This window comes from Asticcacaulis sp. AC460 (assembly GCF_000495795.1).
Taxonomy (GTDB): domain Bacteria; phylum Pseudomonadota; class Alphaproteobacteria; order Caulobacterales; family Caulobacteraceae; genus Asticcacaulis.
In genome coordinates this window covers 79,239-105,488 of sequence record NZ_AWGD01000038.1, presented here as the reverse complement: position 1 = coordinate 105,488, position 26,250 = coordinate 79,239, and the positions used below count along the sequence as shown (strand labels likewise).

The window sequence follows — 26,250 nt, the reverse complement described above, 5'->3', positions numbered from 1 at the left end:
AACCCAGCTTATCTGCCGGTTCATAGCGTTGGTCGCCACCTGTCGGAGCGGTTTCAGGTCTGGGATCCCGCCATGGACAAAATTTGCAAGGCTTCCCACGAACCCTATCGCGGTGCCGAACGCCCTGCACACTTCTTCCAATGGCCGGGCATTTATTTCGAAAGTCGCTTCACCGGTAACGAAGTTCGCATGGAAGGCTACGACGACGTCGAAGCCTTATATAATGTTTTTATAGACGGGAAACATCGCGGTCGCGGGACACGCCCCAACATGACCTTCCTGTTGGACCATGACGGCGAGCACATAATCCGGCTAGAGGTTGCAACCGAACTGCAAGCCGCGCGTCTTCGCCTGAACGGTTTTGCCGTCCCCTCTTCACGTCATGTCCTGCCGGCGCCCCAGCCTCGCGCACGCCAGATCGAATTCATCGGCGACTCCTGGACAGTTGGTTACGGCAATACCTCATCCAAGCAGGAATGTACGCAAGAGCAGGTCCAGCGCAGCACCGACACCTCCCAGGCTTTCGGTCCGATCACTGCCAAACATTTCGACGCTGACTACCAGATCAATGCCTATTCCGGCCGCGGCGCGGTGCGTAATTACGACGGCATCTCCCCGGGGGAGCCCCTGCCCGCCCTATATCCCTACATCCTGTTCGACAAACAGACCCTGTACGAAGACGACTCATGGAAACCCCACCTGATCGTCGTGGGCTTAGGCGGCAACGATTTCTCGACGCCGGTCAAGCCGGGCGAAAAATGGCCTTCGGAAGACGCCCTGGCCGCCGATTTCGAAGCCTCGTACGTCCTCTTCCTGAAAGAGCTGCGCCGACGCAACCCCGGCGCCTTCCTGCTGGTTATGAACTATGACGGCCCCAAGGTCGCGCCCCATCTCGATGCCGTCGTCGCTGCCATGAAGGCCGGCGGCGAAGCCCGTATCGACAGCCTGACCATGGGCGATTTCGCCCTGACCGGCTGCCACTGGCACCTTGATCTTAATGATCACCGCCGTATCAGCACCCAATTGAACACGTGGATTGAAGCCCACCCCGACCTGTGGAGTTATAAGTGAAGCACCTCCTGCCCCTGCTCGCCCCCCTCTTCCTCCTGGCCTCCGCTGCCAACGCCGAAGTCCAGTTGCCGATGAAGACCGGCGGCCGCGTCATGCCCCAGGCCAACGCCACCGACGGTTATGTCCATCAATGGCCCGGCACCTATTTTGAATCGCGCTTCAAGGGCACCTCGGTCGTCGTCCGCCTCAACGACGACGCCAACATCCTGAACTTTTACCTCGACGGCAAGAAGGTCGTGACCGAGACCAAGCCCGGCCAGGGCGATATCGAACTGGGCCCATTGCCCGACCGTGAACACACCATTCGCGTCGAAAAGGTCACCGAATCGGAATGGATGACGGCCGGCTTCTCCGGCTTCTTCGTGCCGGATCAGGCCAATGTCCGGCCGGCGCCGGCGGCATCGAACCGCCGCATCGAATTCATCGGAGATTCCTACACCGTCGGCTACGGCAACACGTCTGCCACCACCGACTGCACCACGGAAACGGTCTGGGCCACCACCGACAATACCCGCGTCTACGGCACCCTGACGGCCAAGCATTTCAACGCCGACTATCGCTTCAGCGCCATTTCCGGCAAGGGCATCGTCCGAAACTATAATGGCGGCGACGGCCTGCAACTGCCGCTCGCCTATCCGTTCGACGTCCGCATCAACGGCATCACCGCGACGCGCAACGCCGATGACTGGCAACCCAATGTCATCGTCATCGGCCTGGGCACCAACGACTTCTCGACCCAGCTCAATCCGGGTGAAAAGTGGGCAACGCGCGACGCCCTGCACGCCGATTATGTCGCCACCTACACAAAATTCGTTCAGGACTTGCGTAAACGCTATCCCGGTGTCTATTTCGTCCTGACCGCCACCGACCAGATGAACGGCGAATATGCCGACCAGGTCAAGACGGTGATGAAGGGCTTACAGGCCGCGGGTGAGAGCCGCATCGCCTTCTTACAGCTCAATTCCTTAACCTATACGGGCTGCCACTATCATCCGTCGCTGGCCGACAGCGAAAAGGTCCGCGACCTTCTGGTCAGCTGGCTCGAAGCCCATCCGGAGGTCTGGCAGGGCAAATAATCTGGGGACACCATGCGACTTTTCCGCTGCGACAACTGCGGCAACGCCATCTACTTCGAAAACCGCTCGTGCCTGAAATGCGGTCTGCGCCTGGGTTTCGTCTCCGAAGAAATCTGCCTGCATACCGTCCAGCCCGATACCACCCAGCCCGACCGCTGGCGCCGCATCGACCAGCAGCAGTTCATCTACAAGTTCTGCGCCAACGCCACCTGGGATGTCTGCAACTGGCTGGTCCGGGCCGAAGGCGGCGAAGCATTCTGTGTCGCCTGCCGTTATAATGGCCTGGTGCCCAACGCCAAATCCAGCGATGGCCTGCGACGGTGGCGGGCCATCTCGGACGCCCAGCGCCACCTGTTCTATTCCTTCCTGCGCTGGGATCTGCCGCGCCAGGGACGGCAGGAGGATCCGCAGAGCGGGCTGTTGTTCGACCTGAAGGAAGACGAGATCCTGCCCGACGGTTCATGCAACCCGGTGATGATCGGCCATGACGAAGGCCATATCGTCATCCGCGCCGCCGAGGCCGACGATCCGACCCGCGAACAGCAGCGGTCGATGATGAACGAGCCCTACCGCACCCTGCTGGGCCATTTCCGCCACGAGACCGGCCATTTCATCTGGAATCACATGGTCCGCGACGCCGGCAAGATCGAGAGCTTCCGCGCCATTTTCGGCGACGAAAGCGCCGACTACGGCCAGGCGTTGGAACGCCATTACCGCGAAGGCCCGCCGCGCGGCTGGGGCTCGAACTATATCAGCTTCTACGCCACCTCGCATCCGTGGGAGGACTTCGCCGAATGCTTCGCCCATGTGCTGCACATCGTCGACAGCCTGGAGACAGCACACATGTTCGGCATCGCCCTGGCGCCGATGTCGCCGGACCTGCTGAACGCCCACGCCAATTTCGACCCCTATTCGGTTCTGGATTTCGAGCGCATAGCCGAGGTCTGGGTACCGCTGTCGGTGGCGCTGAACACCATCCACCATTCCATGGGCGAGCGCGACCTCTACCCCTTCATCCTCACCCCTGTGATCAAGCAGAAGATGGCCTATGTCCACAGCCTGCTGACGCGGCAAGTATAGCGCTTGCCAGGGTGGCGATTTGCGCCTTAGATCGCGGTAATCATAAGAGGGAGCATCACGCCATGTGGAAAGCCGTTCTATTGGGTCTCGCCCTCGCCGGCGGCGCCCACGCCCAGGATGTCGTCGTCGACAGTGTCACTTTGAACGACACCGGTGGTCCGCAACCGGCTGGTTTCCTGCCGTTGAAGGTCGGCGGCAAGGTTCGTCATGACCCTCAGGGTTACAGCTACCAATGGCCGGGCGTCTATTTCGAAACCCAGGTTTCGGGTCCTGGCGTCACCCTGATCTTCAACGACACCGCCAACAATTTCAACGTGCTGGTCGACGGCCGTATCGTGATGATCCTGAAGAAGCCGGGCTTCGGCGGCACCACGGTGTCCCTGCCCCAGGGCGGCACGCACACGGTCCGCGTCGAAAAGCGCTCCGAAACCCAGTATGCCACCGGCCAGTTCCTGGGCTTTATCGCCCCCCTGGCCCAGGGCACCCCGCCCGCCCCGCTGTCCCGCCAGATCGAGTTCATCGGCGATTCCCTGACCGTTGGTTACGGCAACACCTCGCCCTACAGCGACTGCACGGCCGAGGACATTTTCGAGACCACCGACGCCCAGCAGGGTTTCGGGCCGATCATCGCCAAGCAGTTCAAGGCCGACTACCAGGTCAACGCCTTTTCCGGCCTCGGCATGGTGCGCAACTACGGCGGCTTCGAGCATCCGAAATATCATATGCCGATGCTGTATCCGCGCGCCCTGTTCGATGAGGCCACGCCGGCGCCGCGCGACGGCTGGGCGCCGCAGGTGATCGTCATCGGCATCGGTGGCAACGACTTCTCGACTCCGGTCGCCGCCGGCGAACCGTGGAAGGACCAGGCGGCGCTTCAGGCCGATTACGAAAAGACTTACATCCAGTTCGTCAAGGACGTCCGCAAGGCGAATCCGAAGGCCTTCCTGATCCTGACCTCGCCGGAGGAACGCGGCGGCTACACCGAAGGCACCACCGCGGTTTACAACGCCCTCAAAGCCGGGGGCGAGACAAAGATCGCCCGACTGACCATCCCGCCGACGGTCAGCGACGGCTGCAACGGCCATCCCAATACCCGCGACGACGCCAATATCGCCAAGATGTTCATTGCCTGGTTCGAGAGCCATCCCGAGGTGTGGCAGGGCAAATGAGGCACAGTTGCCGGTGAAACGGCAAACACGCCCTGACAAGTCCGAATCGGCGTGTTAGGAATGGTTAACGATGGGTTTTTCGGGGTGGTTGCCGTGTGGCGTTTTCTGACAGTTGTCTTTCTGGTGGCCGTGGTTCTGGGCGGCGGGCTGTTCTATGCCGCCCCGATGATCACCTTCTATGACGTCCGCAGCTCGGCCAAAACCGAGGACGTTGCGGCCCTGGCCAAGCTGGTCAGCTTCGATTCGGTGCGCGCGGGCTTAAAGGCGCAACTGCTGGCCGGTGACGAAGGCGTCGCCGCCCCGCCGCCGTCCGCGGTTGCCGATCCGGTCGGCGCCACCGGCAATGTGCTGAAGGACGTGTCCAAGACGGTGGGCAAGGCGTGGGATCAACTGACCAACCCGAAGGCCCCCAAGACGCCGATCATCCCGGTCGTCGATGTCGATTCCTACCTGAAGCCGCGCTCGCTGCTGGCCCTGACCTACGGCGCCGGCGAAGACGCGCCCAAGTTCGACCCGGCAACCTATGAAGGCAAGCCGCCGATGCCGAAGTACAGCTTCATGAGCCTGGAGCGGGCGCGCCTGACGATCGACGACGCCGAACGCGGAACGACGACCTTTACCTTCGAGCGCAAGGGCCTGACGCACTGGGAACTGACCCACATCGCCCTGCCTAAGGCCGGCGAGGAAGTCACCGCAGCCTCCCCGGCAGGCTAATATGATCCAGGCCACGCAGAGTTCACGCAAGGTACAGACCTGGCTATGGGTTTGCCTCGTCCTGTTTCCCCTGATCTTCTACTGGTTTCTGCTTGGTAAAGGATATTCTACCCGGGTTCGGTTAATCGGTGCTGCCTGGCTTGTCGCCTTCCTGACGATCTGGTGGGTTAAGGGCGGCCAGCAGGTGATGGACTTCTTTGTGCCGCCAGCTCTAGTTTGCGACGCCAGCGTTCCCGACGATACATGTGAAGCCATGGGCGGCGTCAGACGATAGGCGTCACCGCCAAAAAACACATGCATTCTCCGCCATGACGCTCTACTAACCCAGCATGCTCGATACGCTGTCCAGGGTCGTCATCTTCTTCGGCTTCATTGCCGCAGGCGCCGTGCTAGCGCGGACCGGCCGTCTGACCTACCAGGGCCTGGACGGACTGTCGGCCTATTTCTACTGGCTGGGCTTCCCATGCTGGCTGGCCGTCAGCTTCTCCCAACTCCCCCACTTCGATTCCAGCCACGCGATCCTGTTCGCCGGCTATGCCGCGGCCATGATTACCACGGCCGGCATCGTCCTCCTCGTCGCCACTTTACGAAAAACCCCACGCGAACAGGCGGCCACCGCCGGCATGTCAGGCTTTATCAACAACTCGGCCTTCCTCGGCATTCCGATCGCCTTTTCGCTGTTCGGCCAATCGGCGCGTGAGATCGGACCGCTGGTCGTTGCCGTTGACTTCCTGCTTCTGTTCAGCCTGGGCTGCGCCGCCATGGCCAAGTCCTCCGGCCATACCTTCAAGGAAGCCCTGATCCGCACGGCGAAAAATCCTACAGTCATCGGTGCCCTGATCGGCGTCGGCCTGCTACTCTTCGGCCAACGCTTCCCCGCCCCGATCGAAACCGCACTGGACCTGCTCGGCAAATCCGGCCCGCCGGTCGCGCTGGTGGCGCTCGGCGGGATGCTGGGCATGATGGAATGGCGTAACCTGGCCAGCTTCGATCCTTTAAGCGGACTGGCGGTCGCGGCGAAAATCCTGCTGGCCCCGGCCCTGGTCGCGCTCACCCTCTATCTGCTGAAAGCCGACCCGACCACGTTCAAAATCTGCGTCTTCCTTGCGGCGACGCCCACCGCCGTCAGCGTTTTCATCCAGGCCCGAATCTACCAGGTCTGGTACGAAGGCGCCGCCAAGACTGTGGCGCAATCGACTGTCTTCAGCCTGATCACCCTATCGGTTCTGGCTTTGATCTTGACGCACACCTGAACCTTCCCTATAAGCGCCCCATCCTTCAGGGGAGTAGCCGCGCGGTTTCGACCGTGGCTGCCGTCAACATACTTGCCCGGCATGGGCATGGCGGCAGCAAAGATTAGGCAAGACCTGCGGTGTACCGGGCGCCAATCGATCAGGCGGCGCGCAGGTATACCGTGTGTCATTGGCCGCCTGATCAGATCGTAGCTTACCTTGGACGCCTTCCTTCATTCGACGCTTCTGGTCGCCATCTCCGAGATGGGTGACAAGACGCAGATTCTCGCCCTGATACTGGCGGCGCGCTATCGCAAATCTATCCCGATCATCTTCGGCATTCTGGTGGCGACCCTTGCGAATCACGCCCTGGCGGCCTTAGGCGGCAGCCTGCTGATGAAAACGCCGCTCCAGGCCTGGATGCCCCTGATTCTGGCGGTATCATTCATCGCGCTGGGTCTGTGGATTTTGATTCCTGACAAGGCTGATGACGATGAAGCCCCGAAAAAAGACTACGGTGCGTTTGTCACCACGATCGTCGTCTTCTTTCTGGCCGAGATGGGCGACAAGACCCAGTTCGCCACCATCGCGCTCGGCGCCCAATACAGCAACCTGATCGGCGTTGTCGCTGGCTCGACCCTGGGCATGATGATCGCCAACGTCCCGGCCGTGCTGTTCGGCGACAAGATTATGAAGTGGATTCCGCTGAATGCCGTCCGCTATGCCGCCAGTGCTCTGTTCGTCGGCTTCGGCCTGTGGAGCCTGCTGACCTGGTTCAAACTCATCCCGGCGTTTTCGTAAGGAGGGAAATCCACAGATAAGCGATATAAGTCAGATGGTTAGAGTTTTAGGCACGGCCTTCGCCAAACCTGGCCATATATCGACACGCTTTGCGCGGCATGACGGGGTGATCCGGGACCTCGGCCACACGCACGGTCCATCTGGCGTCTCTGGCTTATCTGTGGACAACCCTTTTACCAGGGTTCCGTCGCACGAAAGGCAGCCTACTTCGGTGACGTCGACGTTCCGGCCAGTATTCCGCCGTCGATATTGAACTCCGAACCGGTAATGTAGGTCGCCTCGTCCGACGCCAGCAATATGGCGACGGCGGCGACCTCTTCCGGCCGGCCGAAGCGATGCAGCGGCATGGCGTCGATCATCGCCTGCTCGTCCTCGCGGCTGTCGATCATCGCGTCCCACATCGGCGTACGAATCGACGCCGGATACAGAGAATTACAGCGAATGCCGAGGTTCTCCTCCGCGCAGTACAGGGCCACGCTCTTGCTGTGATTGCGAATCGCCGCCTTGGACGCCGCATAGGCCGCGGTCTTCGGGACACCGACCAATCCCGATCGCGACGACATATTGATGATCGACCCGCCCCGTCCCGTCGCCCGCATGGCGGCGATGGCGTGCTTGCACCCCAGAAAGACGCTGTCCAGATTGATACGCATCACACGATGCCATTCATCGAGCGAGGTATGTTCCGGATCATGGTCCGCCCCGCCTTCGGTCCCGATGATCCCGGCATTGTTGACCAGGACGTCCAATCCGCCATGCTGTTCAGCAATCGCGGCCATCACCGACTGCCATTGCGCTTCATCGGTCACGTCATGGCGCAGAAAGAACCCCTTCCCGCCCATGGCCGCCGCGGCCGCCTCACCCTTGGCGGCATTTATATCGCTGATGATGACCGTCGCGTCTTCGGCGGCAAAGGCGCGCGCCATGGCGGCGCCGATGCCCGACGCCGCGCCGGTGATCAGACAGACCTTCCTGGACAGACGGTTCATCGAACCTCCGTTAAATTAATGCCTTTACGGCCTCAAGCCCGGCATCGGCCTTGCTGTCGTCAGGAGCGCCGCCCTGGGCGAAGTCCGGCTTGCCGCCCGCCCCCTGGCCACCCATGGCGATCACGGCGGCCTTTGCCAATTCGGCCGCGTTGTATCGTCCGGTCAGATCCGCGGTCACAGTCACCGTCACCGCCGCCTTGCCGTCCAGCTTGCCGACCAGGGCAACAATGCCCGAGCCGACCTGTTTGCGGAAATCCTCCGCCAGGGGACGCAGGTCCTTCCCGCCAACACCTTCGAGCACGCGCGCAATCAGCTTGGTGCCATTGATCTCTTCAGGCCCCGACGCGGCACCACCGCCACCGACGGCCAGGGCGCGCTTGGCCTCGGCCAGTTCTTTTTCCAGCCGCTTGCGCTCGGCAACCAGGGCTTCGACCCGGGCCTCAACCTGGGACACCGGCACCTTGAACTGATCGGCCAACGACCGGGCGACCCCCGCCTGTTCCAGCAGGAACTGCCGCGCAGCCTCGCCAGTGACGGCTTCGATACGGCGAACGCCGGCGGCGATGCCCGATTCCGACACGATCTTGAACAGGGCGATATCGCCGGTGCGGGCGACGTGTGTGCCGCCGCACAGTTCGACCGAATAGTCGCCCTGGCCGTCCAAAGCCTGACCCAGGGCCAGAACCCGGACCTCGTCGCCATACTTCTCGCCGAACAAGGCGATTGCGCCGGCCTCGATCGCAGCTTCCGGCGTCATCAGCTTGGTCGCAGCCGCAGCGTTTTGCAACACCACGGCATTGACCTCGGCTTCGATGCGCGCCAGTTCGTCAACCGTCAGCGGACCGCCATGGCTGAAGTCGAAACGCATGCGTTCGGCGTCGACCAACTGGCCCTTCTGCGCGACGTGTGGGCCGAGAACGTGACGCAGAGCAGCGTGCACCAGGTGCGCCGCCGAATGGTTGGAGCGCGTGGTCTTGCGCTTGCCTGCGTCGACATGCAGTTCGGCCTTGTCGCCGACCTTGACCCGGCCTTCGGTGATTTCGACGCGATGAACGATCAATTCACCGGCCTGGCGCTGGGTGTCCAGCACATTGCCCTTGCCGTGCAGGAAGTCGACGGTACCGGTGTCACCGGCCTGGCCGCCGCCTTCCGGATAGAAGGGCGACTTTTCAAAGACCATGCTGACCGTATCGCCGGTCAGGGCTTCCTCGATCGTCTCGCCATCCAGAACGATCGCCTGAACATGGCCCTGGGCCGACAGATGATCGTAACCGGTAAATTCCGAGGCGCCGATGGCCTCCTTGATGGCAAACCATTCGGCGGCAGTGGCCTTCTCGCCGGAGCCCGTCCAGGCATCACGGCCGCGTTGCTTCTGTGCTTCCATAGAAGCCTCGAAACCGGCGACATTAACGCTCAAACCCTTGGCCCGGACGGCGTCTTGGGTCAGGTCCAGCGGGAAGCCATAGGTGTCATACAGCTTGAAGGCCACTTCGCCTTCCAGCATATCGCCGGATTTCAGATCGCGTACAGCCTCGTCCAGCAGGGTCATGCCGCGGCCCAGGGTGCGGCGGAAGCGTTCTTCCTCCTGACGCAAGGTCTCGACGATGGCGGCTTCGGCGCGCTTCAACTCGCCATAATGGCCGCCCATCTCGGCCACCAGGGTCGGGGCCAGCCGATGCAGCAGCGGGGTTTCGGCACCCAGCAGATAGGCGTGACGCATGGCGCGGCGCATGATGCGGCGCAGGACATAACCACGGCCTTCGTTCGACGGCGTGACACCATCGGCGATCAGGAAGGACGACGAGCGCAGGTGGTCGGCGATGACTCTGTGCGACGGCAGGCTGTCGCCTTCGGCGGCAACACCGGTCGCTTCAACCGACGCGCTGATCAGGGTCTTGAACAGGTCGATGTCGTAATTGTTGTGCACCCCCTGCAGCACGGCTGCGACCCGCTCAAGGCCCATACCGGTATCGATCGACGGCTTGGGCAGGTTGACGCGCGTACCGTCCGGCTGCTGGTCGAACTGCATGAACACGAGGTTCCAGATTTCGACGAAGCGGTCGCCATCCTCTTCCGGCGTACCCGGAGGGCCACCCCAGATATGGTCGCCATGATCGTAGAAGATTTCGGTGCACGGACCGCACGGACCGGTATCGCCCATAGACCAGAAGTTATCGCTGCCGGCGATGCGGGCGATCTTCGACTCCGGAAAGCCGGCGATCTTTTTCCACAGGTCGAACGCTTCATCGTCATCGATATAGACAGTGGCCATCATGCGGTCAGGGTTGAGACCATAATCCTTGGTGAGCAGGGTCCAGGCGTGCTCGATCGCATCGGCCTTGAAATAGTCGCCGAAGGAGAAGTTGCCCAGCATCTCGAAGAAGGTGTGGTGGCGCGCGGTATAGCCGACATTGTCGAGGTCGTTGTGCTTGCCGCCGGCGCGGACGACCTTCTGCGAGGTGGTGGCGCGTTTGTAGGGCCGCGTCTCGGCGCCGGTGAATACGTTCTTGAACTGCACCATGCCGGCATTGGTGAACATCAGGGTCGGGTCGTTCTGCGGGACCAGCGACGACGATGCGACCACTTCGTGATCGTTGCGCGCGAAGTAGTCGAGAAAGGTCTGACGGATCTGATTCAGGCTGGGCATGGGGGTCCGATAAGGTCTGATGCGAATATCGGCGTATATAGAGGTGAGTTCGGACAATCGCAAAGACCTTTGCGACGTCAGGGACATCAAACCCGGCAAAAGATACAAAAAAGACGCCCTGTGGTGAGAGGGCGTCTTTCTTTCGAACGGTCTGGGAAAGTGGGTTTGTGGGGCAAACGCCGGCAAACCGTCCGTATCTGATTACAAGCTTTCGTCGCCGTCGTTGGCGTCCGGCTCCGGCGCGCCCAGCAACTCTTCCGACAGCTTTTCGGTCTTGTTGCGGATGGCCTTTTCGATCTCGGCCGTCATCTCCGGATTGGCCTTCAGGAAGTCGCGGGCGTTTTCACGGCCCTGGCCGATACGGGTCGAGTTGTACGAGAACCATGAGCCCGACTTTTCGATAATGCTGGCCTTGACGCCCATATCGATGATTTCGCCCAGCTTGGAGATGCCCTGACCGTACAGGATGTCGAACTCGACTTCGCGGAACGGCGGCGCCACCTTGTTCTTGACGACCTTGACCTTGACGTTGTTACCGATGATTTCGTCGCGCACCTTGATCTTGCCGATGCTGCGGATATCGAGACGGACCGAGGCATAGAATTTCAGCGCGTTACCGCCGGTCGTGGTTTCCGGCGAACCGTACATAACGCCGATCTTCATCCGGATCTGGTTGATGAAGATGACAATGCACTTCGACTTGGAGATCGAGCCGGTCAGCTTGCGCAGGGCCTGAGACATCAGACGGGCTTGCAGGCCCGGCAGGCTGTCGCCCATATCGCCTTCGATTTCGGCGCGCGGCGTCAGGGCCGCAACCGAGTCGACGACGACGATGTCGACGGCGCCGGAACGGACCAGGGTATCGGTGATTTCGAGCGCCTGTTCGCCATTGTCGGGCTGGGAGACCAGCAGGTCCTCCAGATTGACGCCCAGCTTGCCGGCATAGGTCGGGTCCAGGGCGTGTTCGGCATCGACGAAGGCGGCGGTGCCGCCGGCCTTCTGGATTTCGGCCACGGTGTGCAGGGCCAGGGTCGTCTTACCCGACGATTCCGGACCATAGATTTCGATGACCCGGCCCTTGGGCAGGCCGCCGATACCCAGGGCGATATCCAGCCCCAGCGACCCTGTCGAAATGCTCTCGACTTCGGCGATCTTGCCGCCGGCGCCCAGCTTCATCACCGAGCCCTTGCCGAAGGCGCGGTCGATCTGCGCCAGGGCGGCCTCGAGGGCGCGTTGTTTTTCGGATTCGTTCTTGGTCACGAGTTTCAAAGCCGGTTGCGACATGTCATGCCTTCCCTATCTCACGATTCCCCTGAACGGGGCGATCTGTTCCAAATTCATCTGAGGATAAGTCGTACACTGTTTGTTCCACGTTCGCAATATGTTCTCCCAAGAAAATGAGATGCGAATTGGAACAAAATTGTCTGCATTGCCCAAACCCCGGTTCTCGCTTAGGGTTAGCGCTAACAAGACCGGCGCCCCTCTATACAAAAAAGCAGCCCGGCACTGGGAGGATAACAATGCCTACTCTCACCGCAGGCGATCCCGCCTGGGCCCTGACCGCCGTTGCCATTGCCGTGCTCGGCCTGGTCGTCATGATCGCCTGGGGCAAGATGCAGCCCTTGCTGGCCTTCGTCATCGCTGCCATTGCCGCCGCCCTGATGCTGGGCATGCCACTCAACACCATCCCCAAATCCGTCGAAAAAGGCATCGGCGACATGCTGGGCTCGCTGGCCATCCTGCTGGCGCTAGGGGCCGTGTTCGGCAAGGTCATCGCCGATTCGGGCGCCGCCCAGAAGATCGCCCAGGTCCTGATCAGGCTGTTCGGCGCCTCGCGCATGCCGATCGCGCTAAGCCTCACCGGCTTCATCGTCGGCATTCCGCTGTTCTATAATGTCGGTTTCGTGCTGATGGTGCCGCTGATCTTCTCGCTGGTGCGCCAGTCGGGCAAGGGCATGGTCTATATCGCCATTCCGCTGATGGCCGGCCTGTCGATTGCCCATGGTTTCCTGCCCCCCCACCCCTCGCCCACCGCCATCGTGCCGATGTTCGGCGCCGATATGGGCCTGACCCTGATCTACGGCATGATCGTCGGCATTCCGACCTTGCTGGTCGCCGGTCCGCTGTTCGCCATGCTGGTCAAGAACATCCAAGCCAACCCGCCCGAGCTGTTTGTCTCCCCGCCCAAGGAAGACCACGAACTGCCCGGCGCCTTCAACAGCTTCGCCACCGCGCTGCTGCCCGTGGTCCTGCTGTCCGGCGCGACGGCCCTCAGCTTCTCGGGCGCCGTCCCACCCGAGCATAAACCCCTGGTCGATTTCCTCAGCCACCCGATCCTGGTGCTGCTGATTTCGCTGCTGGTGGCAGTGTTCACCCTCGGGATCGCCCGCGGCCAGAGCTTCCGCAAGCTGATGGACTCCTCGGCTTCGGCCATGCGCGAAATCGCCCCGATCCTGCTAATCATCGCCGGCGCCGGCGCGCTGAAGCAGGTCTTCATCGACAGTGGCGTCAGCGCGCAACTGGGCGAAAGCTTACGCGCCCTGCCCGTCCCGCCCCTGGTCCTGGGCTGGCTGATCGCCGGCATTATCCGCATCTCGCTAGGTTCCGCCACGGTGGCCGGCCTGACCGCGGCCGGCCTGGTTGCGCCTCTGGTCGCCGTGTCGGGCGTCGATCCCAACCTGATGGTGCTGGCTATCGGCGCCGGCAGCCTGATGTTCAGCCACGTCAACGATTCCGGCTTCTGGATGTTCAAGGAGTATTTCGGCCTCAGCATAAAGGACACGCTGAAGTCCTGGACCCTGATGGAAGGCGCCGTCGGCGTGGTCGGCCTGATCTGCGTGCTGTTGCTGGACCTGGTGGTTTAGCGCGCCCGCATCTGCCGGCGCATCCGGCGATAACCGATCAGGATGATGATGGCGGCGATACCCCAGCTGCCCATCATCAGGATGAGGTCCATGTTGGAGATAAACACATCGCGGTCCCCGACGTGCATGGGAATGGTGTAGGTGAGATCCGGCTGTCCGGGCCGGGTCGGCCAAACCACAGCAATCTGGTAGATGAACAGGCCGATAAACGGCAAACTGCCCAGCGAATAGGGCCAGATGAATTTGAAGGCTTGCATGGGCGGGAACCTAACCGCTCAGGCCGGGTTCTACAAGCGGGTCAGCCCCTCCCAAACAAAAACGGCCCCGTTTCCGGAGCCGTTCTCATTACTCATCAGGAGTAATCGTGAGATTTGAGTCGCATGGCAGGAGGCTAGCGCCAGCAGGTACCTCTTGTACCTGCCAGCGAAGCCGACGTACCAGGCGGCCAAAGACCGCGATTACGCGTCTTCCTTGACCCGCTTCTTGCGGAAGCTCGGGTTCAGAGTCTTCTTGCGCAGACGGATCGACTTGGGCGTGACTTCGACCAGCTCATCGTCCTCGATATAGGCAATCGCCTGCTCCAGGGTCGGACGGCGCGGCGGCGTCAGGCGGATGGCTTCGTCCGTGCCCGAAGCACGGATGTTGGTCAGCTGCTTGGTCTTCATCGGGTTGACGTCCAGGTCGTCCGAACGCGAATTCTCGCCGATGATCATGCCCATATAGGTCTTTTCGTTACCACCGACGAACATGGTGCCACGTTCTTCCAGCTTCCACAGCGCGAAGGCCGAGGTTTCGCCGTCGCCGTTGGACACCAGCACGCCCTTGCGGTTCTGGTCGATCACGCCCTTGTAGCTCTCATAGTGCGAGAACACGCGGTTCAGCACGCCGGAGCCGCGGGTGTCGGTCAGGAACTCGCCCTGGTAACCGATCAGCGAACGCGAAGGCGACTTCAGGATGATGCGGGTCTTGCCGGCGCCCGACGGGCCCATGTCCTTGAGCTCGGCCTTGCGGGCCGACAGCTTTTCGATGACGATGCCGGTATAGTCGTCGTCGACGTCGATCATGACGTCTTCGATCGGCTCCAGCTTTTCACCGGTTTCCGGATCGTTCTTGAACACCACGCGCGGACGCGAAATGGCGACTTCGAAGCCTTCGCGGCGCATGTTTTCGATCAGCACGCCCAGTTGCAGTTCCCCGCGCCCGGCGACTTCGAAAGCGTCCTTTTCCTCGGTCTCGGTGACCTTGATGGCGACGTTCGACTCGGCTTCCTTGAACAGGCGCTCGCGGATGATGCGCGACTGGACCTTGGTGCCTTCACGGCCGGCCAGCGGCGAGTCGTTGACCGATACCGTCATGGAGATGGTCGGCGGATCGATCGGCTGGGCCGGCAGCGCGGCGCTGAGCGACATGTCGCACAGGGTGTCGGCGACGGTGGCCTTGCTGAGACCCGCGATGGCGACGATGTCACCGGCTTCGGCGCCCTCTTCGACCGGCTGGCGCTTCAGGCCGCGGAAGGCCAGCACCTTGGTGATACGGCCGCGTTCGATTTCATTGCCGTTGCGGTCCAGAGCCTTGATAGCCAGGCCCGGAACGGCCTTGCCCGACTGGATGCGGCCGGTCAGCAGGCGCCCCAGGAACGGATCGGATTCGATCAGGACGGCCAGCATCTGGAAGGGTTCGGCGACGTTCTCGATAACCTTGGGGGCCGGAACGTGGTCGACGATCAGGTCGAACAAAGGCGCCAGGGTGTCGTTGGGCTGGTTCATGTCCAGCGTCGCCCAGCCGTTCTTGCCCGAGGCATAGATGTGCGGGAAGTCGAGCTGTTCTTCGGTCGCGCCCATGATGGCGAACAGGTCGAAGGCGTCGTTGTGGACGCGGTCCGGGTCGGCGTGGGGACGGTCGACCTTGTTGATGCACAGGATCGGACGCAGGCCCAGCTTCAGCGCCTTGCCCAGCACGAACTTGGTTTGCGGCATGACGCCTTCTTCGGCGTCGATCAGGATGACGCAGCCGTCGACCATGCCGAGGATACGTTCGACTTCACCGCCGAAGTCGGCGTGGCCCGGGGTGTCGATGATGTTGATGCGGGTGTCGCCAGCCTTGCCGTGCCACAGGACGGAGGTGCACTTGGCGAGAATGGTGATGCCGCGCTCGCGCTCCTGGTCGTTGGAGTCCATGGCGCGTTCAACGGTCGCTTCGTTGGCGCGGAAAACACCCGACTGGGCAAGGAGCTGGTCGACCAGGGTGGTTTTGCCGTGGTCAACGTGGGCGATGATGGCGATATTACGCAGGTTCATAAAAGGCCTTTAGACGCACAAAAGCCTCTCAGCATGAGAGGCCGGACGGTTGTTTCGCTTGGATTTGCGCGGCTTATAACCGAATCTGCATCGAAAAGCCACCCCGCGCCCGCATTATTTTTCGCGGGTGCGAAAGGCGACATTTTTTCATCGATTTGATTTCGCTTTTTCTTTTTCGATGACTAATCTTTGCTCTTCGAGAAAATCAAACATTTCATGGACTCGTGTTGAAGGATTTTCTTCTCCGGTATCCTTGGAATCTGAAAGTGCTGCCCTCGAATTCCTTAACGCCTTTTGCAAATTATCAATCAAGTAATGTATTTGTTCAGAAGATAGTTTCTTTTCATATTTTTCAAATACCTTGTTCCTTTTGAGCTCCTCTACACACAAGTCGCCAACAGATTTCCCTTTAACTGCTGCATATGGCGATCGAGTATATGCATTATGCAAAACAAACCAATACTCTATACATGGAATTGATGTGATCGCGCACATACGCTCAATAGAGCCACTCAAGCTCCTATTGAGTGACTCTATTTTTGATTTAGCTGCTTCGAATGTGTCATGTGAGTCGCGATCAAAAACACAGAATACGTAGTTATATCCTCCGGATTTGAAACTTCCCTCAGATTTCACAATGGCTTCCGCGTGACGCACAACCGAAATAGGGGCAGATCCACAATCATCCCTTATAACTACATCAATTCCCGTGATTCCCAGACTCTTTATAACAGGGTCAAAGTACCCCCTCTCTGTCCGCGTCCCCTCGCATACAATTAGTATTCTTTTGTTGGGCTGCCTTCCTATTTCCCGACGTTCATAATCAGCTTTGGTCTTAGCACGTCTTTTAAAAAGCTGATCATTTCCCATGATGGACACTCTTTAATAGCGGCACTGCCCCATACCGACCAGAAAGGTATGCTCGCTGAAAAGAGTCCGTATCGCGAACCTCAAAATCGGAAAGCGGATAGAAACGAGACTTTTCCTCACTATCCTTCTCCACCAACCAGATCTGGTCCTTATGCAGAACATCCCCAGACAACACATGAGTCTCATGAGATGTAAATATTAGCTGAGCGTTTTTCGGATTTGATTCAGAACTATTAAATAGATCAACAATATATCTCATCATAATTGGATGAAGACTTGAATTAAGCTCATCCACAATCAACGTGTAACCGTTTTCCAATACATCCAAAATCGGGCCGGCATACGCATAAATTTTTCTTGTTCCGTCAGATTCTTCATGCAAATTTAGGTATGCGTCCCCTCCCCCCTTCTTCTTATGTACTGTTTTTACTTTCCATGACTTCATATCCTGCGCCATATTAATCAATCGCTCTTTTTCTTCCGCGACCAAAACTTTTTCCATAATTGGAGGGATCTCGAATTTACCCTCCTCAACCAGGATATCACATATTTTAATATCAGCGCTCTGAATGAACTGCAGGACTTGCTTCTTCATGCCGGAATTAATTTGCTCAGACGTAAAATCGTCAGCCAATTTGTCCAGCGTCCCGATCACATGGCAATCGTTACGCACCCACGAAAATACGTCCATAAATGCAGAAAAGTTATTTTGAACAGCTGTTGACAAAAACAGCGCATTATCTCGAGTTCTCTTCTTTAAAGTGTCAATTTCTCTCTTGGGAAATGAACTACTCACATCCCAGTTATATAGCTCTCTATCGAAATCATACGACCTCTGAAATAATTGCCGCATGCGCGTTCCAGGTTGGTTTGATTTAACAAACAACCATTCATCACAAACTCTTTCTCTATTTACAGAGAATCCATACTGATAAAGGCTTCCATTTGCAACAAACGTGATTTCAAACTCACTCGGCCTTCCAAAAAATTCATCATCCAATTTGAAATTTACGACGTTAATCTTATCACCCAGCGTTCTGTCTTTTGCTGAATTGACGACAAATCTCAAAAAGAAATCGAAAGCGGAAGTGAGACTGGTTTTGCCCGCAGAGTTTGGGCCAAATACACAAGCAACGCGCAGCGCATTTGACGCAAGTGCGTTGTGCGTTGGAAAGCTATAGTTTGATTGCCGCGACGAGCCAACGCCCGCAACAAACGAGATTGTCTGACGATCCGCGATAGAAAGAAAATTCGCAACGCAAAACTCTAAGAGCATATAACCCCTCGTAACGAAAATTAAGTGCACAATTTTGCCGAAAATTAGCAGAAATCGTGTTTTAATTACTTATATAGGCCCCTTAAGCCCGAAATGCCACCGTCAATCGAATTAAATTCGTCATTCTTCAAAACGAGAATGCTGGATAGGCAGGCAACCTTGACCTTTTATCCGTGTCCTGACAGTCCTAGTGCATGACACCCGACGATCTCGACATCACACTGCGCCTGGTTGCCGCCACGGTGGTCGGCATGATCATCGGCAGCAACCGCGACCTGCGTGGAAGGCCCGCCGGTATCCGCACCATGGGGCTGGTCTGCCTGGGCTCGGCCATGGTCGCCGTCACCGCCCAGCATATTCCTGCCCTGATGCAACATCCCGATGCGCTCAGCCGGGTGGTTCAGGGCGTGATCCAGGGCGTCATGGCCGGCATCGGCTTCCTGGGCGCCGGCGTGCTGGTCAAGGGCACCCGGCATACGGTCTACGGCATGACCACGGCTGCGGCTATCTGGGTGGCGGCAGCCCTGGGCATCGCCGCCGGCCTGGCGTCGTGGACGGTCTTCGGCGTCGGCGCTGGATTGACCCTGCTGTTGCTGGTCGTGATCCACCCGGTTGAGGTCTGGCTCGAGAAACAGGCCCAAAAGCGCCAGGGCCGGCAGGTCATTGACGATGAGCAGCCCTGACACGTCCCGACTCGCGGTCACCTACGCAAAGGGTGGTCCACAGAGAAGCCAGATAAGCCAGATGGACAACGTTTACGCACCACATCGGCCGCCTTCCCTTCGCGTCTTCGCGTGAGACCTCTTAGAGCGTCATCGCCTACCACCACCGGGCTTCCAAACCCTCGCAATATTCCACGCTAAAAAGCAAAACCGGCCCGCGCTTGCGCGTCGGACCGGTCTTTGAAAGCGCTGCGCGCCGGAGCCATGCAAAAGCTGAACGCCGCCTCAGACGCTGTTCATCTGGCTTCTCTGGCTTATCTGTGGACAACCCTTTTGGGTCGAAAAACCCACACACCGACGCCTCAGGCACGTCCCTAATTCGTCGGGCGGATCACCGGCAAAATCTCCTGGTCGCCCAGGGCTACCTGGATGATTGTCTCCACTCGCCCCATCACCTGCGGGTCTTGGGCCACCCGCGACAGCTTGTTCATCTGCAAGGTAATATCCAGATAAACATCCAGATCCATCAGGTCGTCGTCGCTGAGATAGTCGTCCGGCGCATAGGAGGTCACAAACGCCGCCACAGCCGCTCGGCCGCGCGGATCGGTCATGGTGCCGTCGCGGTGGCGGACCAGAATGTCCGAAATAATCGCCCGCATCCCTGCCCGCTCGGTGTTGTCGACGATGGTCATACAGCTATCCTAAAACTTGAAACCCAGAGCTATGACGGCGCCGGAATAAGGATGATATGCGGAATGCCGATTCAAATATTTTTGATAGTCTAAATGCGCAAACCACAGGTTTTATTGGGTCTGCCGAAAATATAAAAAATTATAAGCTTGTTAAATCCTCTCGAACCTGTCACCTTGTGGTCATTCGAAACCAGACCACGACTTGTCTGCACGCCCTGAACGGCCTCTCTTCCAAGCCTTGCTATTTCGGACCCGCTGCGCAATCTCGCGTAGCGATACTGCACGAATGTGCGACACTTAAAGGAGGCCACCATGGCCAACGGCACCGTAAAATGGTTTAACCCCACCAAGGGCTTCGGCTTTATCGAGCCTGAAGCGGGCGGCGGCGACGTATTCGTCCACATCAGCGCTGTTGAGCGCGCCGGCCTGCGCAGCCTGAACGAAGGTCAAAAGATCGAGTATCAGGTTGCTCAAGATCGCGGCAAGGCTTCGGCCGTCGACCTGAAGACTCTGTAAGTTAGGCGACTCAGAGATTTCCAAGGGCCCGGCGTTTTACGACGCCGGGCCTTTTCTATCGGGTGCTACACCCCAAAAAGGATATATAAAAATGCCATCTACCACCTGGGACGCCATCTGGCCCACCCACGCCGAACCCGGCCTGGTCTACGAAAACGTCCCCGTCCGTTTCCACATCGCCGCCCGCGGCGCATCGTGGGAAGTCTTCCGCGACTCCGGCTTCTGGGGCATCTTCCGTTCGCGTACCGAAGCCCATGAATGCGTCCGCGACGCCATGCAACAGATCTTCTGCGGCGGCGGCTCGGCCCAGGTCCGGTTCGCGTAACAAGTCCGCTTCGCGTAACGCTTATGATTTTTTGACAAATTCGCTGCGCGAATCGTCTCTCCCAAACTGTAACTGCGGTTGTAGGGTAACATAGGCAGGGTAGCACCGGGCCTTGTTCTGTCCTTCTTCCAGGCCCTGTCCATGCATGCACACGTCGGAGCGCAACTCATCAAAACCGGTATTCCCGAATTCGACGACATTCTGGGCGGCGGCCTGCCGCCAGGACGGGTTTATCTGCTCCATGGGACGCCCGGCTCCGGCAAGACCACCCTGTCGCTGCAATTCCTGATCGAAGGCGTGGCCCAGGGCGAAAAGGTCCTCTATGTCACCCTGTCGGAAACCCGCAATGAGCTGACGGCCGTTGCCGCGTCGCACGGCATGTCCATCGACGGCATCGAAATCTACGAACTGATCGCCCAGGACAAGGACCTCGACCCCGACAACCAATACGTCATGTTTCAACCGTCAGAGGTCGAGCTCAACGTCACCACGCGTGAAATCCTGGAAGCTGTCGACCGCATCCAGCCCAAGCGGGTCATCATCGACTCCCTGTCCGAGATCAAGCTGCTGGCGCAGAACGCCCTGCGCTTTCGCCGACAAGTCTTGTCGCTTAAACAGTTCTTCGCCGGCCGCGACTGCACCGTCTTCTTCCTTGACGACAAGACCGCCGCCGGCGAGGAAGACCTCCAACTGGAAAGCATCGCTCACGGCGTCATAAGCCTGGACCAGTTGTCTCCCGAATACGGCGCCGAACGCCGGCGGCTGAAGATCACCAAGCTGCGCGGACAACGCTACCGTGGCGGCTATCACGACTTCAACATTGTCCGCGGCGGCCTGGCAGTGTTTCCGCGCATCATTGCCGGCGAACACAACGCCCCACGCGAGGTCCATGTGCTGAAAAGCGGCGTGCCGCAAATGGATGCCCTGGTCGGTGGTGGCATCGAATCGGGGACTTCCGTCCTGATGCTGGGGCCGGCCGGCGTCGGAAAATCGACCCTCTCGATCCAGTACGCCGTCGAAGCCGCCAACCGCGGCGAAGCCAGCGTCATCTTTGCCTTCGACGAACGCATAGAGACCATGTTCCAACGCGCCGACGGCCTGGGCCTGCCGCTGCGCGCCCACGTCGCCAGCGGCCTGATCGAAGTCCGCGGGGTCGACCCGGCGGAACTGTCGCCCGGCGAATTCGCCCATTCGGTCCGCGCCAGTGTCGAACGCAAGGACGGTAAGGATGCGCGGATCGTCATCATCGACAGCCTGAACGGCTATATGAACGCTATGCCCGAGGAACGTTTTCTGACGGCGCAACTGCACGAACTGCTGACCTATCTCGGGCATCGCGGTGTCGTCACCTTCCTGGTTGTGGCGCAACACGGCCTGCTGGGCCTGGCCATGACCACCGCCATCGACACCAGCTACCTGGCCGATACGGTGATCCTGTTCCGCTATTTCGAAGCCCGCGGTCAGGTCCGGCAACTGATTTCGGTGCTGAAAAAGCGCAATGGCCGCCATGAACGCTCGCTGCGCGAATTCTCGCTCAGCGACAAAGGCATCGGCATCGGTGAACCCCTGGTCCGCTTCCAGGGCGTGCTCACCGGTACGCCCGTGTTCAGCGGCAGTGAAGATGAACTGGCCCAACGCTCCGATATCTTCAATGGCCAATAGCAGCGGACAGCGGGTCCTTGTTCTGGCCCCCACCTCACGCGACGCCGCCATGGTAGCGTCGCTGCTGGACAAGGAAGCGATCCATTCGCATGCCTGCCGCGACCTGGCTGAACTGTGCGCCGAATTCCGCACCGGCGCCGCCTGCCTGATCATTACCCAGGAAGCGGTCCTTGGCGACCGTGACGACACGCTTCACGCCACCCTGTCCGCCCAGGCGGAATGGTCGGACATCCCGATCATCATGCTCACTTCGCCGGGCCCCGACACGACGGGCACACGGCGAAAGCTGGAAGAGGTCGGCCATATGACGCTGATCAAACGTCCGGTGCAGCTCAACAACTTCCTTTCGACCATCCGCGCCGCCTTGCGCGACCGCGAACGCCAATACCGCATGCGCGCCTATCTGGACGAACGCGAACGCCAGACCCGCGCCCTGGAAGTCGCGGTCGAAAAAGCCAATGCCGCCAACACAGCCAAAAGCGAGTTTCTGGCCAATATGAGCCATGAAATCCGCACGCCGATGAACGCGATCCTGGGCCTGTCGACCATCCTCAAACACAGCAGCCCATTAACCGCGCAGCAGCATAAATATATCGACACTCTGGGGGCCAGCAGCGAGAGCCTGCTGATGCTGATCAACGACCTGCTGGACATCGCCAAGATCGAGGCCAGCGGCATCGAAATCGAGCACATCCCGTTCCAACTCGATCAGATCATCCGTGACATTGCCGACATGATGGCGGTCAAGGCGCGCGAAAAGGACCTGGAGCTGCGGCTGGACCTCGACCATATCCAGGACAGATGGTTCTGCGGTGACCCCGCCCGCCTGCGCCAGGTCGTGACCAACCTGTGCAGCAATGCCATCAAGTTCACCGATACCGGCGAAGTGGCGATCATCGTCACGTCGTCGCCACAAGGCCGGCACTGCCACATCACCATCTCGGTAACCGATACGGGAGTCGGCATTGCGCCGGACAAACTGGACCGAATCTTCGCCAAGTTCACCCAGGCCGACAACACCATCAGCCGCAAGTTCGGCGGCACGGGATTGGGCCTGGCGATCAGCAAGACCCTGGCGGAACTGATGGGGGGCACGATTGCGGTCGAAAGCGAGCTCGATAAGGGCTCACGCTTCAGCCTGTTTCTACCGCTCCGCCTGGCCGACCGGCCGGATTCCGTCCCGGAAAGCGGCATCGAGACGCATGAAAAGATGCAGACTCAAGCCAAGCCGGCGATCCTGCTGGTGGAGGACTATGAGCCCAATGTGCTGGTAGCGGAAACCTTGCTTGGCATGTTCGGCTATCAGGTCGACGTGGCAGAAAACGGCCGCATCGCCGTCGAAAAGGTCGGCAAGGGCCATTACAGCGCCGTGCTGATGGATGTTCAGATGCCGGAGATGGACGGCTATGCCGCGACCCGGGCCATCCGCGACCATGAACATGCGACGGGTGTGCCGCCGGTACCGATCATCGGCATGACGGCGCACGCTTTGGGCGGCACGCGTGACCTGTGTATCGAAGCCGGGATGAACGACTATATCTCCAAGCCCTTCGTCCCCGCCGACCTGGAAAAGAAACTGGTCGCCCTCATCGATTGAACCCCTTATCCCACGGCCCAGCAAGACATATCCGGCTTGACCGGACGCCGGTTTGCGGCGATCGTTGCCGCAGGATAGGGGGCATCATGAAATATCTTGTCGGACTTTTGGTGACTGCCGTGATAGCGGGCGCGCTGGCGACGCCGGTTATGGCGAAGGATTACACTATCATCCTGCTCGAACCCGACGCTTCGGAGATGATGGTGCTTGAGATGGACTCGGTCGCGCCGGTCCGTGACGACCTCAGGACCGTGTGGACGATCACCTTCAGCCGCGGCGACAAGGCCAAGAAAAGCGGTGCTGCCCGGATACGTTCGATGTACTGGTTCGACTGCGCCAGGTCACGCCTTGCGCTGGGCGCGATCCAGGCCTTTGAGGTTGGCAAGACCAAGCCCTTTGCCGAAAAAATGCAGTCGGAAGACAAGCTCCAGTGGCTGGACGAAGGTCCCGATACGGCCTTTACCTACATGCATGGCCACGTCTGCGGCACCAAGCCGTTGAATCCGTCCCTGCTTCGACAGGCCGAGGACGACCTGGCCCTGGAACAGTATTTCCTTACCCAGTTGCGCTATAAGCCTTCGGGCAACTGACGCTGGGTTAAAGAAAAAGCCGTCCAGATCACTCCGGACGGCCAAACCTTCAATCAAAAAACCTACTTCTCCTGCAGTTCTTCCTTGAACGCATCCAGGCTTAGCGGCCGGCCCAGGAAGTTCTGGATCAGCACATTGGCGTCCTGCGACCCGCCGGGCTCCAGCACCAGTTTGCGGTACTTCAAAGCCGTCGCCTGGTCGCGAATACCCGCCGTCTCGAACTGGGTGAACAGGTCCAGCGCGATCGCCTTCGACCAGACATAGGTGTAGTAGATGGCCGAATAGCCATCCAGGTGACCGAAGCTGGCATAGGGGTGCGTGCCCGGAACCGCCGGGAACTGCGAATAGCGCGCCATCTGCTCGTCGTACTTGGCTGAAAGGTCGAAGTCCGGCTTGCGGTTGTAATAGTTCAGCGATACCGCGGCATAGGCCAGTTGGCCCTTCCACATGGTCGGCTCACCGAAGTGGCGGCCGGCGGTCATCTTGGCCACCAGGGCTTGCGGAATAACCTCACCCGCCGGGTTCGACGCAAAGGTCTTCAGCGTGCTGTAATCCCACGTCCATTCCTCCAGCAACTGCGACGGAGCCTCGATGAAGTCCCATTGAAGGTTACCCATCGACTGGTTGGCGTACTTCGTATGGCCGGAATAGAGATGGTGGATCAGGTGGCCGAACTCATGCAGGAAGGTCACGGCGTCGTCGTGGTCCATCGGACCGTCGGCCGGGAAGTTGCACAACAGCGCCCCGATCGGCACCTGGACGCCCTCGACCCCGGTGCGGACGGTGAACTGAGCAGCGTGGTTGTACTTGCCGTCGCGCGGGCTCATGTCGAGATAGAAACGCCCGACCAGCTTGTCGCCGTCATACAGCTCCCACGCCGTGACTTCCGGCGACCAGACCGGCGTATCCCACTTGCGGATGTCGGCCTTGAACAGGTCCTTCAGCAGCACGAAGATGCCGTCGCGGGTCTTGTTCAGGGTGAAGTACTGCCGCACCTGCTGGGCGTCGACATCGTACTTCGCCTTGCGCAGCTTGTTCGACATGTAGGAATTGTCATAGCCTTCCAGGCGCTCGATCGTCGGATCGACCGTCCTGGCGAAGGTCAGCAGTTCGTTGTAATCGGCCTCGGCGCCGGGCTTGGCGGCGACATTGACGTCATCCAGGAAGCTGGCGGCGCGCTGCGGATTGCCGATCATCTTGTCGGCAGTGACCAGGGTGGCATAGTCCGGATAGCCCAGCACCTGGGCCAGTTCGTAGCGCTTTTCCAGCAGGCTCTTCAGAACGGGTTCGTTGGCCGGATAGCCGCGGTTGCGGAAGCCGATGGCGACCTTCTTGCGGGTTTCACGGATATCGGCGAAGTCCAGCACCGGGATCACATCCGGGTAATCATAGGTCAGGTGGACCAAGCCGTCGGCGCCGGGCTTATGGGCGTCCAGCCAGTCCTGCGGCAGGCCCTTCAGCTCTTCGGGCTTCAGGGCGATATCGCCCTTGTCGTCGCGGATATTGGCGGCGAACTTCAAGCCGATCTCGGTGATTTCGGTCTGCAGCGTCTTGACCTTGCCGCGGGTGGCGTCGTCCTTGTCGACCCCGGCCAGGCGGTAGTTGGTCAGCACCTTATTGAGCGTAAAGGTGGTTGAGCTGTCCAGCCCGGCGGTCGGAATGCCGGACAGGCGGTCATAGATGGGGCGCGACAGGCCGACGGCGGTGCCGAGGTCCGACAGCTTGGGCACGCAGGCTTCGGCGGCCGTGCGGATGTCTTTCGAGGCCGAGCTCTGCGAAATGAGGTACATTTCGCTGCTGCCATCGCCCAGGACCAGGCTGAGGGCATCGAACAGCTGGAAGTCTTTGTCGAGCGAAGCCGGGCCGGTATGGCTTTCCAGTTCGGTCCTGGCGCGGGTGGCGTAGTCGATGGTGGCGGCGCATCGGGCATCGATGGCGGCGGCCGAGGTTTCGGTGACGAAGGTCGGCTTCAGGAAGGTTTGGGCTTCCTGTTCGAGGGTGTCGGCAAGGACGGCGGAGGACGCCCCGCTCAGCAGCACGGCAGCGAGGGTCAGCTTGGCGGCGAATGTCATGGAGAACACCTGAAATGGTACGGTTTGAAACTTCATAGGCCCGATGCC

At 59.8% G+C, this 26,250-nt stretch carries 24 protein-coding genes and 1 riboswitch; of the genes, 15 read left to right on the top strand and 9 right to left on the bottom strand.

What is annotated here, in order from left to right; genetic code table 11:
- Positions 1-72 precede the first annotated feature (72 nt).
- The 8 genes from ABAC460_RS45080 (at position 73) to ABAC460_RS45045 (ending at position 7,143) form a co-directional block, all read left to right on the top strand.
- Complete coding sequence (locus ABAC460_RS45080; protein WP_023455459.1) at positions 73-1,071, top strand: SGNH/GDSL hydrolase family protein; 999 nt, start codon at positions 73-75, stop codon at positions 1,069-1,071.
- Positions 1,068-2,147, top strand: a complete 1,080-nt coding sequence (locus tag ABAC460_RS45075) for an SGNH/GDSL hydrolase family protein (RefSeq protein ID WP_023455458.1) — start codon at positions 1,068-1,070, stop codon at positions 2,145-2,147. Before ABAC460_RS45080 ends, ABAC460_RS45075 begins: the two co-directional genes overlap by 4 nt.
- 12 nt (positions 2,148-2,159) lie before the next feature.
- The gene (locus tag ABAC460_RS45070) at positions 2,160-3,227 is read left to right on the top strand and encodes a zinc-binding metallopeptidase family protein (RefSeq protein WP_023455457.1); all 1,068 of its coding nucleotides are present in this window, start codon (positions 2,160-2,162) and stop codon (positions 3,225-3,227) included.
- 62 nt (positions 3,228-3,289) lie between these two features.
- The gene (locus tag ABAC460_RS45065; protein WP_023455456.1) at positions 3,290-4,396 is read left to right on the top strand and encodes an SGNH/GDSL hydrolase family protein; all 1,107 of its coding nucleotides are present in this window, start codon (positions 3,290-3,292) and stop codon (positions 4,394-4,396) included.
- A gap of 93 nt (positions 4,397-4,489) precedes the next feature.
- Positions 4,490-5,110, top strand: a complete 621-nt coding sequence (locus tag ABAC460_RS45060; protein WP_162150348.1) for a DUF2939 domain-containing protein — start codon at positions 4,490-4,492, stop codon at positions 5,108-5,110.
- Position 5,111: 1 nt separating this feature from the next.
- Positions 5,112-5,384: a hypothetical protein gene (locus ABAC460_RS45055; protein WP_023455454.1), complete on the top strand. Its 273-nt coding sequence runs from the start codon at positions 5,112-5,114 to the stop codon at positions 5,382-5,384.
- Between the two features lie 55 nt (positions 5,385-5,439).
- Positions 5,440-6,363, top strand: coding sequence for an AEC family transporter (locus ABAC460_RS45050; RefSeq protein ID WP_023455453.1), 924 nt, complete (start codon positions 5,440-5,442; stop codon positions 6,361-6,363).
- Between the two features lie 22 nt (positions 6,364-6,385).
- Positions 6,386-6,546, top strand: a riboswitch (yybP-ykoY riboswitch).
- A gap of 15 nt (positions 6,547-6,561) precedes the next feature.
- Complete coding sequence (locus tag ABAC460_RS45045; protein ID WP_023455452.1) at positions 6,562-7,143, top strand: TMEM165/GDT1 family protein; 582 nt, start codon at positions 6,562-6,564, stop codon at positions 7,141-7,143.
- A gap of 203 nt (positions 7,144-7,346) precedes the next feature.
- On the opposite strand, the gene ABAC460_RS45040 is transcribed toward ABAC460_RS45045, so the two are convergent.
- The 3 genes from ABAC460_RS45040 to recA form a co-directional block, all read right to left on the bottom strand.
- Positions 7,347-8,132, bottom strand: a complete 786-nt coding sequence (locus ABAC460_RS45040; protein ID WP_023455451.1) for a glucose 1-dehydrogenase — start codon at positions 8,130-8,132, stop codon at positions 7,347-7,349.
- Between the two features lie 10 nt (positions 8,133-8,142).
- Entirely contained in the window at positions 8,143-10,779 is a 2,637-nt protein-coding gene (alaS, locus tag ABAC460_RS45035) for an alanine--tRNA ligase (RefSeq protein WP_023455450.1), read from the bottom strand.
- A 201-nt stretch (positions 10,780-10,980) separates the two neighbouring features.
- A complete protein-coding gene (recA, locus tag ABAC460_RS45030) occupies positions 10,981-12,063 on the bottom strand; it encodes a recombinase RecA (RefSeq protein WP_023455449.1) in 1,083 nt (360 codons plus the stop codon).
- A 236-nt stretch (positions 12,064-12,299) separates the two neighbouring features.
- Between recA and ABAC460_RS45025 the strand changes: the two genes are divergently transcribed.
- Positions 12,300-13,643, top strand: coding sequence for a gluconate:H+ symporter (locus ABAC460_RS45025; RefSeq protein ID WP_023455448.1), 1,344 nt, complete (start codon positions 12,300-12,302; stop codon positions 13,641-13,643).
- Here ABAC460_RS45025 and ABAC460_RS45020 read toward each other — a convergent pair.
- The 4 genes from ABAC460_RS45020 to ABAC460_RS0125230 all read right to left on the bottom strand — a co-directional run bounded on the left by ABAC460_RS45020 (position 13,640) and on the right by ABAC460_RS0125230 (position 18,086).
- A complete protein-coding gene (locus ABAC460_RS45020; RefSeq protein ID WP_023455447.1) occupies positions 13,640-13,900 on the bottom strand; it encodes a hypothetical protein in 261 nt (86 codons plus the stop codon). The genes ABAC460_RS45025 and ABAC460_RS45020 overlap by 4 nt on opposite strands.
- A gap of 201 nt (positions 13,901-14,101) precedes the next feature.
- Entirely contained in the window at positions 14,102-15,940 is a 1,839-nt protein-coding gene (gene typA, locus ABAC460_RS45015) for a translational GTPase TypA (protein ID WP_023455446.1), read from the bottom strand.
- 147 nt (positions 15,941-16,087) lie between these two features.
- Positions 16,088-16,810 carry an RloB family protein gene (locus ABAC460_RS49245; RefSeq protein ID WP_081716674.1) on the bottom strand — a complete coding sequence of 241 codons (723 nt, stop codon included), beginning with the start codon at positions 16,808-16,810 and terminating at the stop codon, positions 16,088-16,090.
- Complete coding sequence (locus tag ABAC460_RS0125230; protein WP_031237438.1) at positions 16,800-18,086, bottom strand: AAA family ATPase; 1,287 nt, start codon at positions 18,084-18,086, stop codon at positions 16,800-16,802. Before ABAC460_RS0125230 ends, ABAC460_RS49245 begins: the two co-directional genes overlap by 11 nt.
- Positions 18,087-18,280: 194 nt before the next feature.
- Here ABAC460_RS0125230 and ABAC460_RS45010 point away from each other — a divergent pair, with 194 nt between their 5' ends.
- A complete protein-coding gene (locus ABAC460_RS45010) occupies positions 18,281-18,769 on the top strand; it encodes an MgtC/SapB family protein (protein WP_023455444.1) in 489 nt (162 codons plus the stop codon).
- 353 nt (positions 18,770-19,122) lie between these two features.
- Here the strand turns inward: ABAC460_RS45010 and ABAC460_RS45005 are convergent, their stop codons facing one another.
- On the bottom strand, positions 19,123-19,440 hold the full coding sequence (locus tag ABAC460_RS45005; protein WP_023455443.1) for a hypothetical protein: 318 nt from the start codon (positions 19,438-19,440) through the stop codon (positions 19,123-19,125).
- A gap of 312 nt (positions 19,441-19,752) precedes the next feature.
- Here ABAC460_RS45005 and ABAC460_RS45000 point away from each other — a divergent pair, with 312 nt between their 5' ends.
- The 5 genes from ABAC460_RS45000 (at position 19,753) to ABAC460_RS44980 (ending at position 24,130) form a co-directional block, all read left to right on the top strand.
- Positions 19,753-19,956 carry a cold-shock protein gene (locus ABAC460_RS45000; RefSeq protein ID WP_023455442.1) on the top strand — a complete coding sequence of 68 codons (204 nt, stop codon included), beginning with the start codon at positions 19,753-19,755 and terminating at the stop codon, positions 19,954-19,956.
- A gap of 91 nt (positions 19,957-20,047) precedes the next feature.
- Entirely contained in the window at positions 20,048-20,281 is a 234-nt protein-coding gene (locus tag ABAC460_RS44995) for a hypothetical protein (RefSeq protein WP_023455441.1), read from the top strand.
- 141 nt (positions 20,282-20,422) lie between these two features.
- Complete coding sequence (locus tag ABAC460_RS44990) at positions 20,423-21,943, top strand: ATPase domain-containing protein (protein ID WP_023455440.1); 1,521 nt, start codon at positions 20,423-20,425, stop codon at positions 21,941-21,943.
- Positions 21,933-23,540, top strand: coding sequence for an ATP-binding protein (locus ABAC460_RS44985; RefSeq protein WP_023455439.1), 1,608 nt, complete (start codon positions 21,933-21,935; stop codon positions 23,538-23,540). The genes ABAC460_RS44990 and ABAC460_RS44985 overlap by 11 nt, the downstream gene beginning before the upstream one ends.
- Before the next feature lie 86 nt (positions 23,541-23,626).
- Complete coding sequence (locus ABAC460_RS44980; RefSeq protein ID WP_023455438.1) at positions 23,627-24,130, top strand: hypothetical protein; 504 nt, start codon at positions 23,627-23,629, stop codon at positions 24,128-24,130.
- A 62-nt stretch (positions 24,131-24,192) separates the two neighbouring features.
- Here the strand turns inward: ABAC460_RS44980 and ABAC460_RS44975 are convergent, their stop codons facing one another.
- Positions 24,193-26,202, bottom strand: a complete 2,010-nt coding sequence (locus ABAC460_RS44975) for a M3 family metallopeptidase (RefSeq protein WP_035426495.1) — start codon at positions 26,200-26,202, stop codon at positions 24,193-24,195.
- Between the last annotated feature and the right edge of the window lie 48 nt (positions 26,203-26,250).